Origin of the sequence: Sphingomonas sanguinis (assembly GCF_001476905.1) — a bacterium.
Classification (GTDB): Bacteria; Pseudomonadota; Alphaproteobacteria; order Sphingomonadales; family Sphingomonadaceae; genus Sphingomonas; species Sphingomonas sanguinis_B.
Genome location: NZ_LDTE01000064.1, coordinates 13433 through 28885, shown reverse-complemented (window position 1 = coordinate 28885; position 15453 = coordinate 13433). Strand labels below are relative to the sequence as shown.

At 66.2% G+C, this 15453-nt stretch carries 11 protein-coding genes and 1 tRNA gene; 5 read left to right on the top strand and 7 right to left on the bottom strand.

What is annotated here, in order from left to right:
* Positions 1–130 precede the first annotated feature (130 nt).
* Positions 131–1879 carry a DUF6055 domain-containing protein gene (locus SB4_RS10720; RefSeq protein WP_241488585.1) on the top strand — a complete coding sequence of 583 codons (1749 nt, stop codon included), beginning with the start codon at positions 131–133 and terminating at the stop codon, positions 1877–1879.
* On the opposite strand, the gene SB4_RS10715 is transcribed toward SB4_RS10720, so the two are convergent.
* The 3 genes from SB4_RS10715 to SB4_RS10705 form a co-directional block, all read right to left on the bottom strand.
* The gene (locus tag SB4_RS10715) at positions 1794–3542 is read right to left on the bottom strand and encodes a peptide-N4-asparagine amidase (protein ID WP_241488584.1); all 1749 of its coding nucleotides are present in this window, start codon (positions 3540–3542) and stop codon (positions 1794–1796) included. The genes SB4_RS10720 and SB4_RS10715 overlap by 86 nt on opposite strands.
* An 83-nt stretch (positions 3543–3625) precedes the next feature.
* Positions 3626–6487: a M16 family metallopeptidase gene (locus tag SB4_RS10710; RefSeq protein WP_058752549.1), complete on the bottom strand. Its 2862-nt coding sequence runs from the start codon at positions 6485–6487 to the stop codon at positions 3626–3628.
* A gap of 203 nt (positions 6488–6690) precedes the next feature.
* Positions 6691–9873, bottom strand: coding sequence for a TonB-dependent receptor (locus SB4_RS10705; protein ID WP_241488583.1), 3183 nt, complete (start codon positions 9871–9873; stop codon positions 6691–6693).
* A gap of 265 nt (positions 9874–10138) precedes the next feature.
* Here SB4_RS10705 and SB4_RS10700 point away from each other — a divergent pair, with 265 nt between their 5' ends.
* Positions 10139–10666, top strand: a complete 528-nt coding sequence (locus SB4_RS10700; RefSeq protein ID WP_241488582.1) for an RNA polymerase sigma factor — start codon at positions 10139–10141, stop codon at positions 10664–10666.
* Positions 10663–11685 carry a FecR family protein gene (locus tag SB4_RS10695; RefSeq protein ID WP_058752548.1) on the top strand — a complete coding sequence of 341 codons (1023 nt, stop codon included), beginning with the start codon at positions 10663–10665 and terminating at the stop codon, positions 11683–11685. Before SB4_RS10700 ends, SB4_RS10695 begins: the two co-directional genes overlap by 4 nt.
* 97 nt (positions 11686–11782) lie before the next feature.
* Here the strand turns inward: SB4_RS10695 and SB4_RS10690 are convergent.
* Positions 11783–11859, bottom strand: a tRNA-Arg gene (locus SB4_RS10690).
* A gap of 81 nt (positions 11860–11940) precedes the next feature.
* On the opposite strand from SB4_RS10690, the gene SB4_RS10685 reads away from it, so the two are divergent.
* Positions 11941–12675 carry a queuosine precursor transporter gene (locus tag SB4_RS10685; RefSeq protein WP_058752571.1) on the top strand — a complete coding sequence of 245 codons (735 nt, stop codon included), beginning with the start codon at positions 11941–11943 and terminating at the stop codon, positions 12673–12675.
* Positions 12676–12974: 299 nt separating this feature from the next.
* Here the strand turns inward: SB4_RS10685 and purQ are convergent, their stop codons facing one another.
* Genes purQ through purC form a run of 3 tightly spaced genes read right to left on the bottom strand, consistent with a single transcriptional unit; the run spans position 12975 to position 14652 of the window.
* Positions 12975–13643, bottom strand: a complete 669-nt coding sequence (gene purQ, locus SB4_RS10680; protein ID WP_058752547.1) for a phosphoribosylformylglycinamidine synthase subunit PurQ — start codon at positions 13641–13643, stop codon at positions 12975–12977.
* The gene (gene purS, locus SB4_RS10675; RefSeq protein ID WP_042486357.1) at positions 13643–13873 is read right to left on the bottom strand and encodes a phosphoribosylformylglycinamidine synthase subunit PurS; all 231 of its coding nucleotides are present in this window, start codon (positions 13871–13873) and stop codon (positions 13643–13645) included. The genes purQ and purS overlap by 1 nt, the downstream gene beginning before the upstream one ends.
* Complete coding sequence (purC, locus tag SB4_RS10670) at positions 13873–14652, bottom strand: phosphoribosylaminoimidazolesuccinocarboxamide synthase (protein ID WP_007405170.1); 780 nt, start codon at positions 14650–14652, stop codon at positions 13873–13875. Before purC ends, purS begins: the two co-directional genes overlap by 1 nt.
* Positions 14653–14930: 278 nt before the next feature.
* On the opposite strand from purC, the gene SB4_RS10665 reads away from it, so the two are divergent.
* Positions 14931–15320 carry a hypothetical protein gene (locus SB4_RS10665; RefSeq protein ID WP_058752546.1) on the top strand — a complete coding sequence of 130 codons (390 nt, stop codon included), beginning with the start codon at positions 14931–14933 and terminating at the stop codon, positions 15318–15320.
* Positions 15321–15453 lie beyond the last annotated feature (133 nt).

Sequence of the window (15453 nt, the reverse complement as noted above, 5' to 3'; positions counted from 1 at the left end):
ATCGGGACGCCCCTTGGCCGGCGTTACGGCTTTTCCGACCTGCCTTGTCCTATCGCATGTCGGAAGGTCGCGCGGGGTATCGTTCGTTATGGAGGGACGGCGCGCGCGAGGGGTATGGGGAGCGATGCGCATGACGCCGGGATTGCGATGGATGGCGCTGGTGTCGGTGCTGGTCGGTACGGCGTCGTTGCACGCCAGTCCCGCCTTCGCCTCCGCGCTGGATGGCTGTCGGAGCCACACGACACTGGCACCGTGGGGGCGCTATCCGTTGCGACGCTGGACGCCGATCCGGCTTGTCCGCCAGCCCGCGACCATCGACGATGATGGCGGCAATCGCGAGGGGCTGGCGATCGGCACGCCGTTTCGTGCGCGCATGGTGCAGGCCTATGGCGTGGATGATGGGGACGCACGGCAAATCGTCGAGATGGTAACGGCGGCCGGTTGTTACCGCGCGTTTCGGGCGGATTCCTTTGCGGCCGCCGATCGCGCCTTCGTCAGCGCGGAACAGGCGCGGCACCCCTACGCCGCCGACCCCAATCTATATGCGACCGTGCCTGATTCCGCCCAGGTCCAACCCGGCGACCGGGAGAACGGCAGGATCGGCGCCTATGAGACGCAGCATTTCGTCTTCTGGTACGGCACCAATCCCCAGGGCGAAAGCTATGCCTGGGTAAGGGCGAGCGGGCAGGACTGGCCCACATTTCTGAAGCGCGCCGGTGACTGGGCCGAATGGGTATGGCGGATGAGCCGCGACCTGACCGGCGCGCCCATGCCCTATGCCGACAGCCCTGCGGGCGAGCGGCGGCGCATCGCCATTTATCTCTATGGTACGGGCCGCCCGCATGTCGATGGCGGCGACCTGACCGTGCATGGCGCCAATGCCTCGCCCAGCGTCTGGATCAGCGCGCAGGACATGGCGTTCGGGTCGAAGACCTTCGCGCACGAATTCGGCCATGTGATCCAATTCTATTCGGGCGGCTTTCGCGGCGGCACGACCGCCGGGCCGGTCTGGGAAAGCGTCGCAAACTGGCTGGGTCATCTGCTGGTGCCGGGCAAGACGACCTGGATTTCGCATTACGGGAACCACCTGTACCTCGGCCCGGTCTGGCCGGTGGCGCGCTATGGCGCCTATCCGTTCATCGACATGCTGTTCGAGGACGCGCGGACGCGGCCGTTGGTTTGGGGGGCGTGGCGCCACGATCGGCGCTTGCCCACCGGCGACGGGGCGGAGGATTTCCTGCCGGCGGTCGTGCGGCTGGGGCAGGTGTCGGGTGCGTACTCCCAGGGGATGCGATCGTTCGCCGATGACATGGGCTGGTATGGCGCGCGCCTCGTGACGCTGGATTTCCTGAATCAGCGGGCCATGCTCGATGCCGCCGGGGTCATGCGGTTCCTGTTCGGCGGCACCCGCTGGGCCTCGCTGCTGCCGGGGGATCGGCCCGGTCGCTACGTGCCCCAGCCCGGCCTGCTGCTGCATCAGTTCGGCAGCGACCTGATCCCGTTGACGGTGACCGGAGCGGACGCCCGCGTCTCGGTCCGGCTGACCGGCGGTACGACCGACAAGGACGCGGCCTGGCGCTTCGCCCTTGTCGCGGTGCGTGGCGGGACCGAGCCGACCTATTCCCCGCTCGGCGCGGTCGAGGGGCGAGGCAGCGCGGTCATCACCTATCGCGTGCCCCGCGATGCGCGCCTCTTTCTGGCGGTGACGGCAACGCCCGGCGTCTACGAACCCATCCCCGGCGGCGACCAGGTCAAGCCGACGGCGGGCGCGCGCTTTCCCTACGTCCTGGATATCACGGGTGCGACCCTGCGATTGAAGGGCGATGTCGACTGCGCGATGCCGCAGATGATCGTTTCGGGGCAGCCCCGCGACTGCTGACGGGTGCTTCGTTCGCCGTCGGGTGGGCGGTGTCGCTACATGTCACGCTGTCGTCCGTCACGACGGCTTCGACGTCGCGTCGCTGTCCCGTCGCATCCTCGACCCGCGAGGTGACGCGGACATGGTTGGGCGTCTGCAACGGCGCGGTGAACAGCGAGAAGCTGGGGGCGAAGGTCGTCAGCGTCTGCGCCGTGCGGCCGTTGTCGGGCCCATCGCCGCTGATCGTGCGCTCGCTAGCCTGCGCGATCTGCGTGCCGTTTTCCACTCCATAGAGCGGCGGCTGGATGCCGATGTCGATGGCCAGCGTGTCGCGTTCGGCGATGCGGCGCCGCGATGGCGTCGTGCCGTGCGTCGTGACGGTCATCGTCTGGCGCGCCACATAGCGCTTGCTCGACACGCCGGTGTCGCGGGTGTTGGTCAGCCGCTGGTCGAGGTCATAGGCGACGCGGGTGACCACGCGACCGTGAGGGGTGTCGACATAGCCCTCGACACGGTCGGCGCGCGTGGCGATCGTCTGCACCGTGCCGATCGCGCCCGGCCCTCGTGGCGCGCGAAGCTGTCGCGTGACGATGCGCGCGGGGGCGAGCGTGTTGGCGGTCAGCGCCCCGGTCACCACCGGACGGGTGGGATCGACCGTTCCGATCAGCGTGCCCGACACGCGGAAGAATGTGCCGGCGGTCGGCATCGCAAGCGCGATCACATGCGGCTGGCCGTCGTTGAGCAGCGCGACGAACGGCGTGAGGTCGACCCGGGCGGGCGGCAGGTTCAGCGCGCGCAGGGCGGGCACGCGTCGCCACAGGCCGGGATTGATGCCGCCGGTGAAGATGTCGGGCTGGACCGAGCGGACGCCCGCCAGCCGTCCGTCGATCCGTACCTCCACCTCGCGATACGGTGCGTCGCAGGGCGGCGGCCCGAAGATGTTGCGCTGGGCGAGATTGCCGGGCGCGCAATCGTACCAGAATTCCTCGCGCTCCTGCCCGATAGCGAACAGGTCGATGGCCAGGCTCGTCAGGTTGCGCGGGAAACGGATCGTGCGTGACACCATCGGCTTTTGCGGGTCGAGCCGCGCCAGTCCCGCTGTCACCGGCAGGACCACGCCGTCCGGCCGGGGCGCTTCCCCGGCGTAGAAGACCAGACGGGCGCCCCAATGGACATGCGCGTCATGGTCCTTGTCGAGATAGTTGACCAAGGTCGCCCGGCCGTCGGTCGCCGTGCGGAGCAGCGCGGCATAATCGGTCACGTCGCGGGCGACCTGCCAATACGGGGCATAGGTATCGCCGGGCTCCATCGTCGTGCCGAGGAAGAGGGTGGCACCGCCCAGCGTCAGGTCGGCGGAGCGATCGAATTGCGTACCCGTGGAGACGTCGAAGTCCGCCTCCAGCACCACCTTGCGCCACGGGCCGGGACAGTCGGCGGGCGGGCGGTAGGCCAGTGGCAAGGGTTCGTCGCCCTGGAACTCGCGCCGGTCAAACAGGGTGACGGTGCAGGATGGACCGCTGGGGCGGGGCAGCGGCGGGCTCAGGTCGACAACGGCGTTGCCGATCGGCCGTGGCGCGGTCTGGCCAAAGGCGGATGCGCCGATGCTGGCCGATAGCCCGGCGGCGAACAGCGTCCGCCCCATGATGCCGCAAAGGCGGAAGCGCGGCATATGATTGATGTCCATGGCCTGTCCCATGCCAAAAGAGGAGCGCGTCCGCGCCGATGGCCGCCCGGGGCGAGGCAGGATCGGCCCCGCCCCGGTGCGCCTCAATGCTTGGCCAGCACCTGGGCCGGGGTCACCACCTCGACCGGCAGGCCCAGTCCTTCCAACTGCGGGCGGATCGTCTTGGCATCGCCCACGACGGTCCAGACCCATTTGGCAGGTTGCAGATACTGCCGCATCGCGGCGTTCGCGTCCCGCAGCGCCACCGCGCGGATGCGCGCGTCGAAGGTGCTGAAGAAGTCGTCCGGCCAGCCGTTGCGCTGGAGCATGGCGGCAGCGGCCATCACCTGCCCGCCGAAGCGGAACGAGGCGACATTCTTGCGCAGCGTGTTGGCGACGGCCTCGTCGAACTCCTCCTGCGTGATCGGCCGGTCGGTGACGATCGCGTTCAGCTCCTTCTGCACTTCCTTGATCGCGGGGCCGACCTTGTCCGGCTGCAGCTGCACCTCGACCTGATAGCTCGACCCCAGGTCGTTGACGTCGAAATTGCCCGACGCGCCATAGGTCCAGTGCTTGTCCTCGCGCAAATTCATGTTGATGCGCGAGGTGAACTCGCCGCCCAGCGCGATGTTGGCGAGACGCGGTGCGACGCCCTCATAACTGCGCGGCATGTCGACCAGTTGCCCGCCCCCCAGGAACGCCTGGACCTGGCCGGGCATGTCGACCAGCACGATCTTAGGCGGTCCGGTGACGAGCGCCGGACGCGGATCGAGCGCGACCGGGGCGGGGCCGCGCCCCTGCACGCTCCAATGGCCCAGCGTCGCGTTCAGCTTCGGCAGGAGCGTGGCGAGCGGCTCGTTCGAGACGATGACCAGCTTGGCCTCTTCGGGGCGAATCCAGCGACGGAAGGCCGCCTCCAGATCGGGGCGGGTGATGGCGTCGACCTCGGCCACGCTGGGCACCTGCGATGCCTTGGCGAGCAGCGTCCCGGGCGCGAGCGCTTGCGTGAAGGCCGTGCCCAACAAAGTGCCGGGGCTGGTCGGCGCGGCCGTGACGCGCGACAATTCCTGCCGCCGATATTCCTCCAGCCGATCCTGCGGAAAGTCGGGGCGGGTCAGCATCAGCATCATCGTGTCGAGCGTCGTGTCCAGGCTGGCGCTGGGCGCCGCGAACGAGACGCCGGAATCGGTGTTCTGCGCGCTGCCGTAGATCGCCGCGCCGGTCCGTTCGCGCAGCTGCTTGAACCAATGGTCGTCATGGCCACCCGCGCCTTCGTCCAGCATCTGGAACATCGCGCGGATCGTGCCGGGCTTGCCGGCGGGATCGTCGACGCTGCCCACGTCGAACGACAGTTCGGCGGTGGTGAAGGGGACGGCGTCGTGCTGGACGTAGAGGACGGGAATACCGTTCGCCAATTTGGCGTGCTGCACCGGCGGGAAGCGGGCGGCCTGGGGCTCGCCGACGCCGGGGATGGGGCCGCGCGTGCCGCTTTGCGGGGCGACGACGGCGGTCTTGGGTGCATCGGGCACCTCGGCCCCTGCGACGCTTTCGTCGCCCGCCGCGGTCATGCGCGGTCCCGGTACGATCATGCCGCGATAGCCCGGACGGCCCAGCCACTTGCGCGCATCGGCCATGACCTTTGCCGGGGTCAGGGCGAGATACGCCATCAGGTCGTCCTTATATTTGGCGGGCGAGCCGAGCACCGAATTGGCCTGCATCAACAGGCCGCCGCGCGCCTCGATCGTCTCGTTGTTGCGGACCGCCGGGATGATCCGCGTCGCCTTGTAGCGCTCCAGCGCATCGGCGGACGGCGTGCTGCGCAGGAAGGCGGCGATCGCGTCGTCCAGCGCCTTTGCCGCGACGTTCGGATCGACACCCTTCCGGACCGAGCCATAAATGGTGAATTCGCCGACGCCGCGGTAGGTCGTGTTGTCGGCGCTGAGATTGTTGAACAGCTTGTCCTGGCGCACGAGCTTGTCGAACAGCGGCGCGCCGTCGATGCCGGTCATCAGGCCCGATACCGCGTCGAGCGAAAAGTTTGCCTGGTCGCGCCCGCCGGGCACGGGCCAGGTCCGGGCGATCTGCGCCGTCGAGACGGGGCCGGTGAACGACTGGTTGATCGGCGCGGTCAGGACCGGCGGCTCGGCGGCGGGCGCGGTGATCGCGCGCCCGCGCGGGATGTCGCCGAAATAGCGCATCGCCTTTGCCTTGGCGGTCGCGAGATCGATGTCGCCCGCCAGCAGGAGTGTGGCGTTGTTCGGACCGTAATAATCCTTGAACCACTGATGCACGTCGGCGAGCGACGCCGCATTCAGATCCTTCATCGATCCGATGACGCTGTGACCATAGGGGTGCGAGGCGGGATAGATCGCGCTGCGGCGACTGTAGCCCAGGATGCTGGCGGGGTTGTTGTCGTTGTTGCGCTTTTCGTTCTGGACGACACCGCGCTGCTCGTCGAGCACGCCCTGGGTGATCGCACCGAGCAGATGCCCCATCCGGTCGCTTTCCACGAACAGCACGCGGTCCAGGCTGCCGGTCGGCACCGCCTCGTGATAGTTGGTGAAATCATAGCCGGTGCTGCCGTTGACGCCGATCGACCCGGCGTCGCGCAGATATTTGAAATAGTCGCCCGGCGCATTCTCGCTGCCGTTGAACATCAGATGTTCGAACAGATGGGCAAAGCCGCTGCGCCCCGCGGGCTCGAAGGTGGAGCCGACGGCATAATTGATGCTGGTATAGACGATCGGCACGCTGTGATCGGTGAGGACGATGACCGTCAGTCCGTTGGGCAGCGTGAACGTCTGATAGGGAATGGTGAAGTCGCGGACCAGCTTGACGAGTTCCGCCGGGGCGGTGTCCGATCGAGATGCCGTGGTCGTTGCGGCATTCGCGGGGCGTCCGGCCAATGCCGGGACGGGGGCCAGGATCAGTGCCGTACCGGCCATCAACATCATACGCAGGCTCATCGACTTATCCTTGATCGGTTGGGGAGGCGCTGGTCGAGCGACGGTTCGGCAACGTGACACGGGTGTGGAACCGTCGTGGAGCAGGACAATCGGGGGTGGGAAAACCGTAATGGCGAGGACCGTGTCTGGGGCGGCGTCCGGCCGCGCTACGCCTGTCGACGGTCCGCCGCATCCCGTCGTTTCGACGGGATGCGGCGGCCGGGTCAGAACGACTTGCTGACCCCCAGATAGAAGTTGCGCAGCCGCGGATCGCCGTACGCGCTATAATAGAGCGGGAACTGCGACACATCGAGCGGCGGCATTTTGTTGAAGATGTTGTTGATGCCGAAGCGCACCGTCATCTTCTGCGGCAGGCGGTAGCTGATGTTCATATCGTGATACATCTGGCTGGCGACCTTCGCCGACCCCTGCGCGGCCACGAAGCTGCGATCCAGCGTCAGGTAATAGCTGCTGAGGTAGCGCGTCTGCCAGCCGAGGCTGAGCTCGTTCTTCGTCCACTGCAGCGACCCGCTGCCCCGGAAGCGCAGTGAACCGGATGCGCCAGCACCCGCCGCGAAACCGGCCGTGACGACGCCGGCATAATTCTGGGCGGGCGCGTCGGCAAACGGTTGGATCACCAATTGATCGACATAGGTCGCACGGCCGACGGCCGACAGCTGACCGCCGAACAGGTTCGTGTCGTAGTTGAGCGTGAAGTCATAGGCCGAGGTGACCAGCGACTTCAGGTTGATCAGCGATACGTCCAGCGCAGTGATCGGCCCGACCGCAAAGCCCCCCGAGGCCGGACCGCGCGTGACGCGGTCGGGGTTGGAGGCAATGAACTGGTTGAACTGCGACTGCGTGCCGCCGAAGAACGAGGCGAGCAGCAGCACCGGATCGAAATACATGTCCCGCTTGTGAATGCGCGTCCAATCGACCGAGAAGCGCAGGCCGTCGATGAAATGCGGCTTCAGGATCAGGCCGGCCGTCCACGTCTTCGACGATTCCGGCCGGACATCCGGGTTGCCGCCGGAGAAGCCCGAGATCACGCCAAGGCCGAACATCTGCATGCCGATCAACTCGTTGCCGCGCTGTGGATCGCGCATCTGGAGAGTGATCTGCGGGCGCGGAAGCTTGACGAGCTGGCTGAGCTGCGGCGGCAGATAGCCGGTCGTGTACGAGCCGCGCAGCGTGACGCCATCGATCGGCGACCAGAGCAGGCTGATGCTGGGATCGGTGTGCGCATTGGTGGTCGTCGACCGCGGGATGACGGTTCCCGCCGGCGGGCAGTTGCCGAAATAGTCATACTGCCCCGCCACGAGCGGCGTCATGCAGGACACCGGGTCGGACGTGTCGGTGCCGTCGCCCTTGTATGATTCATGCCTGGCCGACAGCCGCAATTCCAGCAGCCGGATCAGCGGCAGTTGATGCTGGTCGCCCAGGATCGGAAACACGATTTCGCCATAGACCGACTTGGTCGTCTGGTGCGCGGTAGGCGTGAAGGTGGTGACCGCGCCATCGTCGGTCAGCAGCGTGAGAAGGCGCGAATCCAGCCTCTGGGTGTTGATCTCGGCGTTGACGGTCAATTGCGGTTTGCCGCCCGGCAGCGAGAACGGCAGCGGCCCGGCGAGGCGTAGCGAGGGCGCGACGTTGCTCGATTTGCCGTCCTGCTGGCGCTGATAATAAGGCGTCTTGTCGTAGGTGAAGGGAATCGGATAGGTCGAGGTATCGACCAGCGCGTTCAGAACCCCGGACTGGAGATCGCCGGAAGCGAAGACGCTGATCGACGGCGGGCTGTTCGCGACCGAATAATTGGATTTGGAATAGGCGACTTCGGCGACCGCCTGCCAGTCCGCCGGCAGCCGGATGATGGCACCGCCCAGCGTGCGCAGCGTCGACGACACCTGCTTGATCGGGGCATCATAGGCGGGATTGGCCGGAAACGCGATCGCGAGATCCTGCGTGAACGGATTGCCGATGGCCGACGCGTTCAGGAAGACCGAGTTGAGCGTGTTGGAAAAAGTGTTGGTCGCCGACGAATGCGACATGCCGATTTCGGCATAGGCGGTCAGCCAGTTGTTGAACGTGCGCCGTGCCGCGATCGAACCGCTATATTGGTTCACCGGATAGAGCAGCGGCGCGCGGGCACCGGTGCCGGCGGCGGTATTGGCCTGGTCGAGGTTGAAGGTACCGAGCGACGACAGCAGCGGAGCCAACCCGGCGTTCGTGATCCCCGCATAGCCCTTGGGAATGGTCCCCAGACTGCTCGACAGCGTCTGGCCGCCATATTCGGGCTTCAGCTGGAGCGGCGTGCCGTCCTGTGTCTTGAAGTTGACCAGCGAACCCTGTGGCGGATTGGTGAAGCCGCCGTAAAACGAGCCGGGGTCGTTGGCGAGGATGTCGTTCAGCCCGCGGCGGCGCAGGTTGTCGCGGTCGCCGTAACGCAGCGCCAACTGCCTGGTCCAATTGCCGGTAAAGGTCAGGCGCGTGCGCCCGCCTTCCAGCGGCAGGCCGCCGGTAAGATCGATCGAGCCGCGACCCTGTTTGAAATCGCTGGTGTTATCATAATTCGCCGACAGTTCGGCGCCCTTGAAGTCACGGCGCAGCACGATGTTGATGACGCCGCCCGACGCGCCGCTACCGTAGATGCCAGAGGCCGACGAGGCGAGAACCTCGATCCGCTCCACCGCAGCGATCGGGATGCCGGTGATCGACGGCTGGGAGATATCGCCATTGCCCAGGTTGATGCCGGGCTGGCGCCGACCGTCGACCAGGATCAGCGTGTCGCGCAGGCCGATGCCGCGCAGGTTGATCGCGCTGACGCCGATCGGGCGGCGGGGATCGGCTGCGGTGTTGCCGCCGATCGCCTGATCGCCGACGGTGGGCGAGGTGTTGACGTTCAACTGGTTGCGCAGGAACGCTTCGAGGTTGGGCGCGCCGCTGCGCTCGATCTCCTTGCGACCGAGCACGATGAACGGCTGGCTGTCGTCCTGCGTGCGTTCGATGCCGGTGTTGAGCGACCAGTTGACCCTGCCCGTGACGAGGATATCAGGCGTGGCGCTCGTGTCGACCTCGTCGCCGGCCAAAGGGCGGATGGCAACCGCACCATCCTCCGTCGTGACGATCTTCAGACCGGTGTCGATCAGCAGGCCTTGCAACGCCAGCAACGGGGCATAGTCGCCATGGATGCCGTTCGTCCGCTTGCGGCCGACATCGTCCATCCGATACACGATCTGGAGTTTGGTGACCTTGCTCCAGGCTTGCAGGGCCGCCGCCAAGCTCCCGGCCGGAATATCGAACCGCTGGGCGGCCCGTACGCCCTGCGTGGTCTGCGCCGCGACATGGCCTGGCACAAAGGCCGTCAGCATGCTCGCCCCCAACGCGATCGCCACACCCCTTCTCTTCATCTGATGCCCCCTTGCTGCGGTCGCTCCCATCACGCCGCTCGGCAAGATTGTCATTCGAGCGCCACGAACCCGTAACATCGGATTTCAAAAAAGTTTACGATCGTGGAACTTTTCGCCAAAAGCGGTCGAAGAGGGGCTTGTCGCGTTTTTCCGTTAGGGTTTTGACGCGGCCGATTGTCATGACGGCCGAACCCCTTTGACGAAGGAGTGTCTCGGGCGGACGATGGTAGACGACAGGCAGTTGGAGCGATGGTTTTGCGAGGAGGTGCTTCCCCTGGAAGCGTCGCTGACCCGCTATCTGCGTCGTAACTGGCGGACGGCCGAGCAGATCATGGATATCCGGCAGGACATATACGAGGCGGCGCTGACGGGCGGGCGGCAGGAATTGCCGACGAACACCCCAGGCTATGTCTTCACGATCGCGCGCAATATCCTGGTCAACCGGGCGAAGCGCGAACGGATCGTGCAGTTCGAACATTATGCCGACATGGAAAGCGTCGATCAGGGCGTGGATCTGTCCGCAACCGACCGCCATCTGGATGCGCGCGACGCGCTGCGCCGGGCGCAGGAGGGGATCGAGCGGCTGCCTCCGCGTTGCCGCGAGGTCGTGCGCCTGCGCAAGATCGAAGGCTTGTCGACCCGCGAGGCGGCGGCGCGCATGGGCGTCGGCATCGATACGATCGAACGCCAGCTGGTGCTCGGTATCCGCGCGATGGCCGATGCGATGCTGGGCGGTGCGGGCAAGATCCGTCGCGGCGGCGCGGCCGGCACCGGCAAGGCGCGCCGCCAATGAACCGCGCGACGATGATCGAAGAAACCGCCGCGCGCTGGATCGTCCGCCAGGAAAGCGGGGAATGGTCCGCCGAGGACGCCGCCGCGCTGACCGCGTGGCTGGACGAGCAGATGGCGCACAAGGCCGCGTTCTGGCGTCTGCGCCACGGCTGGGCGGCGGCGGATCGCGTCGGGGCTTTGGGGTTCCAGACTGCCGCCCCGCGGTCGCGCGCGCGGCGCGGCTGGCAGGCGGTGCTCCGGGCCCGCCCCCGTGCGACCGGGGCGGTCGCCGCCGCGCTTGCGGTGACGATGGGGATCGGCACGATGGTGCTGCAATCGCCGACGGGCTTCGATGCCGGACGTTTTGTGCGCGGCAAGGCATCGCCTTCGGCGTCCCCGCCGGTGCGGGTGCAGACGCCGGTCGGCATCCGCCACACGATCGCGCTGCGCGATGGCAGCCGGGTGGAACTGAACACCGCGACCATTGTGCGCACGGCGGCCAGCGATCTGGGGCGCGAGGTCTGGCTGGATAAGGGGGAGGCCTATTTCGACATCGTTCACCGTCCCGACCATCCCTTCGTCGTGCATGCGGGGCCACGGACGGTGACCGTTCTCGGCACGCGCTTCACCGTTCGCCGCGATGGGGAAAAAGTGACCGTGGCGGTGCTGTCGGGCCGTGTGCGGATCGAGGACTCGACGTCCGACGCGGGTACGCGCTCCGCCGTCATCGGCCAAGGTGACATCGCTTACGCCCAATCGCACGGCACGCTGGTCGCGCTGGCCGCACCAGCGCGGGTCGAAGCGATGACTGGGTGGCGTGACGGCGTGCTGGTGTTCGACAATCAGCGTTTGGGGGACGCGGTGGCGGACTTCAATCGCTATACCAATCGCCCGATCCGCATCGCCGATCCTTCCACCGCCGACATCCGAATCGGCGGGACGTTCCAAATCGACAACAGTGCGGGATTTCTCGCTCTTCTCCACTCCGCTTACGGGCTGAAGGTGCGATCGGAGGCGAACGGCATCGTTGTCGAGCCCTGACCGGGAGACCGGAGGAGACAGGTCGCCACCATCGAGCACCGCTTTGGACGCGTGAACCGCGTGGCCGGGTTGATCGAGTGGCTCACCGACAAGGAAATGGCGCGCCCGGAGGGATTCGAACCCCCGACCGAGGAGGTAGAAGCTCCTTGCTCTATCCAACTGAGCTACGGACGCGCGGATGGCGGTGTCCCTAGCGTGGTTTGCGTGAGTTGGGAATGGCGATAAATGTCGCCGCTCACGGTGAAGGGGATTGCTATGAGCGTGGAACGGGTGGTGGCGGACCGCGACATGGAACGCGGTGCGTTTCGCTGGTTCGACTTCGTCATGGCGGCGTTCGTGACCATCCTGTTGCTGTCCAACGTCATCGGCGCGGGCAAGGTGGCGGTCATCGACCTGCCGCTGGTCGGTCAGTGGCCTTTCGGCGCAGGCATCCTGTTCTTTCCGCTCAGCTATGTCATCGGCGACGTGCTGACCGAGGTCTATGGCTACGCCCGCGCGCGGCGGGTGATCTGGGCGGGGACGGCGGCGGTGCTGTTCATGGCGTTCATGAGCTTTGTCGTCGTGGCGCTGCCTCCGGCACCGACCTGGACCAACCAAGCCGCCTATGAGGTGATCTTCGGCCAGGTGCCGCGCATCGTGCTGGCCAGCGTCTGCGCCTTCTGGGCCGGGGAGTTCGCCAATGCCTATGTGATGGCGCGGATGAAGGTCTGGACGGGCGGACGGCATCTGTGGTCACGTACCATCGGCTCGACGCTGGTGGGGCAGGGGGTGGACAGCCTGATCTTCTATCCGCTCGCCTTCTGGGGCGCGGTCGGTTGGACGCCGCATCTGGTGGTCGTGGTGCTGTTCACGCAGTGGGCGCTGAAGGTCGGCTGGGAGGTGTTGCTGACCCCGGTGACCTATCTGATCGTCGGCTGGCTGAAACGCGCCGAGGGGGTGGACGTGTTCGACGAGGGCACCAACTTCACGCCGTTCCGGGCGCGGGTCTGAGTTCACGCGAAGCCGCGATGGCGCGAAGAGGTTGAGACTGGGTTCGCGCAGAGGCGCAGAGAGCGCAGAGGTATCGTTCCGGCGGCAGCCGGCCTATGTCTTACAACGCGCCGCAGCAGAAGGGGTAAGGTTTACGCGAGGCCAGACACCTCCGCGTTCTCCGCGCCTCCGCGCGAACCACCATCTTCTTTGCGTCTTCGCGGCTTCGCGCAAATAAAAAAAGGGAAGCGAGTCGCCTCGCTTCCCCTCTTGAATGTCATTCCTCGGTCTTAGCCTTCGCTCAGGCTAAACGGGAAGGGTTACGCCCCCACCATCTCCAGCAGGCCCTCGAACAAGCGGCGGCCATGGTCGCCGCCGTGCGCGGCTTCGATGCGGCGCTCGGGATGGGGCATCATGCCCAGCACGTTGCGCTTCTCGTTCAGCACGCCCGCGATATTGCGGGCCGAGCCGTTGACGTCCTCGGCATAGCGGAAGGCCACGCGGCCTTCGCCTTCCAGTCGGTCGAGCGTGTCGGCGTCGGCGAAGTAGTTGCCGTCATGATGCGCGACCGGAATGCGGATCGTCTCGCCCTGTTCGTACAGGCGGGTGAAGGCGCTGTCGGTGTTCGCCACCTCCAGGTTCACGTCGCGGCACACGAAGTTGAGCGAGCGGTTGCGCATCAGCGCGCCGGGCAGCAGGCCGGTCTCGGCCAGCACCTGGAAGCCGTTGCACACGCCGAACACCGGCGTACCCTTGTTGGCCGAGTCCACCACCGCGCGCATGATCGGCGACCGCGCTGCGATCGCGCCGCAGCGGAGGTAGTCGCCGTACGAGAAGCCGCCCGGCACGCCGATCAGTCCCAGCCCCTCGGGCAGTTCGCTGTCGCCGTGCCAGACCATGGCCGGCTTGACGCCCGTCACCGCCTCCAGCGCGACGGCGAGGTCGCGGTCGCAGTTCGAGCCCGGAAAGACGATGACTGCGGTCTTCATCAGGCGCGCTCCACCCGGTAGTTCTCGATGACGGTGTTCGCGAGCAGCTGGCGGCACATCTCGTCGATCTGCGCGTCGGTGGTCGCGTCGGCGACTTCCAGCTCGATTAGCTTGCCTGCGCGCACGTCATTGACGCCGGCAAAGCCCAGGCTTTCCAGCGCATGGTGGATCGCCTTGCCCTGCGGGTCGAGCACGCCGGGCTTCAGGGTGACGAAAATCTTCAGCTTCATTACTTGCCCCGGCTCTTGCGGTGTTCTTCGAGGTCGAGGACGGCGGTGTCGCCCCCCTCGGGCAGCAGGCCCAGACGGCGCGCCACTTCCTGATAGGCCTCGACCTCGCCGCCGAGATCCCGGCGGAAGCGGTCCTTGTCCAGCTTCTCGTTGGTGGTCATGTCCCACAGGCGGCAGCCATCGGGGCTGATCTCGTCGGCCAGGATGATGCGACCGAAGTCGTTGTCCCAGATGCGGCCGAATTCCAGCTTGAAGTCGACCAGACGGATGCCGATTGCGGCGAACATGCCCGACAGGAAGTCGTTCACGCGGATCGCCAGGTCGGCGATGTCGTGCATCTCTTCCTGGCTGGCCCAGCCGAAGCAGGCGATATGCTCGTCGGTGACCATCGGGTCGCCCAGCGCATCGTCCTTGTAATAATATTCGATGATCGTGCGGGGCAGCTTCACGCCTTCTTCGATGCCCAGACGCTTGGACAGCGAACCCGCCGCGACGTTGCGCACCACGACCTCGATCGGTACGATCTCGACCTGGCGGATCAGCTGCTCGCGCATGTTCAGGCGGCGGATGAAGTGGGTCGGCACGCCGATATGGTCGAGCATGGTGAAGACATGCTCGGAGATACGGTTGTTCAGCACGCCCTTGCCGTTGATCGTGCCCTTCTTCTGGGCATTGAACGCGGTGGCGTCGTCCTTGAAATACTGGATCAGCGTGCCGGGCTCGGGGCCCTCGTACAGGATCTTGGCCTTGCCTTCGTAGATTTGGCGGCGGCGAGCCATGCGGCGGTCCCCTGAAATGAGTACAGCCCCGGCGCCCCCATGCTGAGGCCCGAGGCGGGATGGCGGGGCCTATAATGGAAGGGGCGCGGCGGCGCAATGGAGGAGGGGGCTTCGTTGTCACAGGATGGCGCAAGCGATGCGCCAGGATTACGTCGGCGTCATCTGAAGTCCATGATGAAGGCAGGCTAGAAGATAGATTAAAAGAATGTAAGGTTCAAAGTACAGGAAACCGATCGTCCAAGTCACGGGTTCTGTCGATGCTTGCAAAGGAGGTAGTCATGAACAAGCTGATGATCGGTATTGTTGGTGGGGCCCTGATGGTGACGGCGGGAACTGCCATGGCGCGGCCGCTTCATGTCGCGCAGCAGCCGCAGATCTGGGAACAGGCGCGTGTTCCGCTCGCCAATGGCATGGAGGCCATCGCGGTGGTCAAGAATGGCGCCAAGGAGCGCACGGTCGCCTGCCGCGACACCGCGGACGTGCTGGCGACCTTCCGCCCCGAAGTCGTGGCGTTCCAGCCGGTCCGCGGACCGCATGGCAAGGTGAAGACCGACGAGGATGTCGCCGGGGTCGAAACCTTCACTCCGGTTGCCTTCCAGAACTGCACCGTCGCCGCAGGCGATCACTTCCAGCAGGACGTGACCCAGGCGCAGGCGGGTCAGGCCTAAAGCCCACCGGCATCGCCGAGAACGAAGCGGGCGCGACTCTCCCATCGCGCCCGCTTTGTCGTGGGCGGAGCGACCGGTCGACGAGTTCCATCCGCCCGCATGACTGCCTTGTTCCCTATTTGATCTGTGCGAT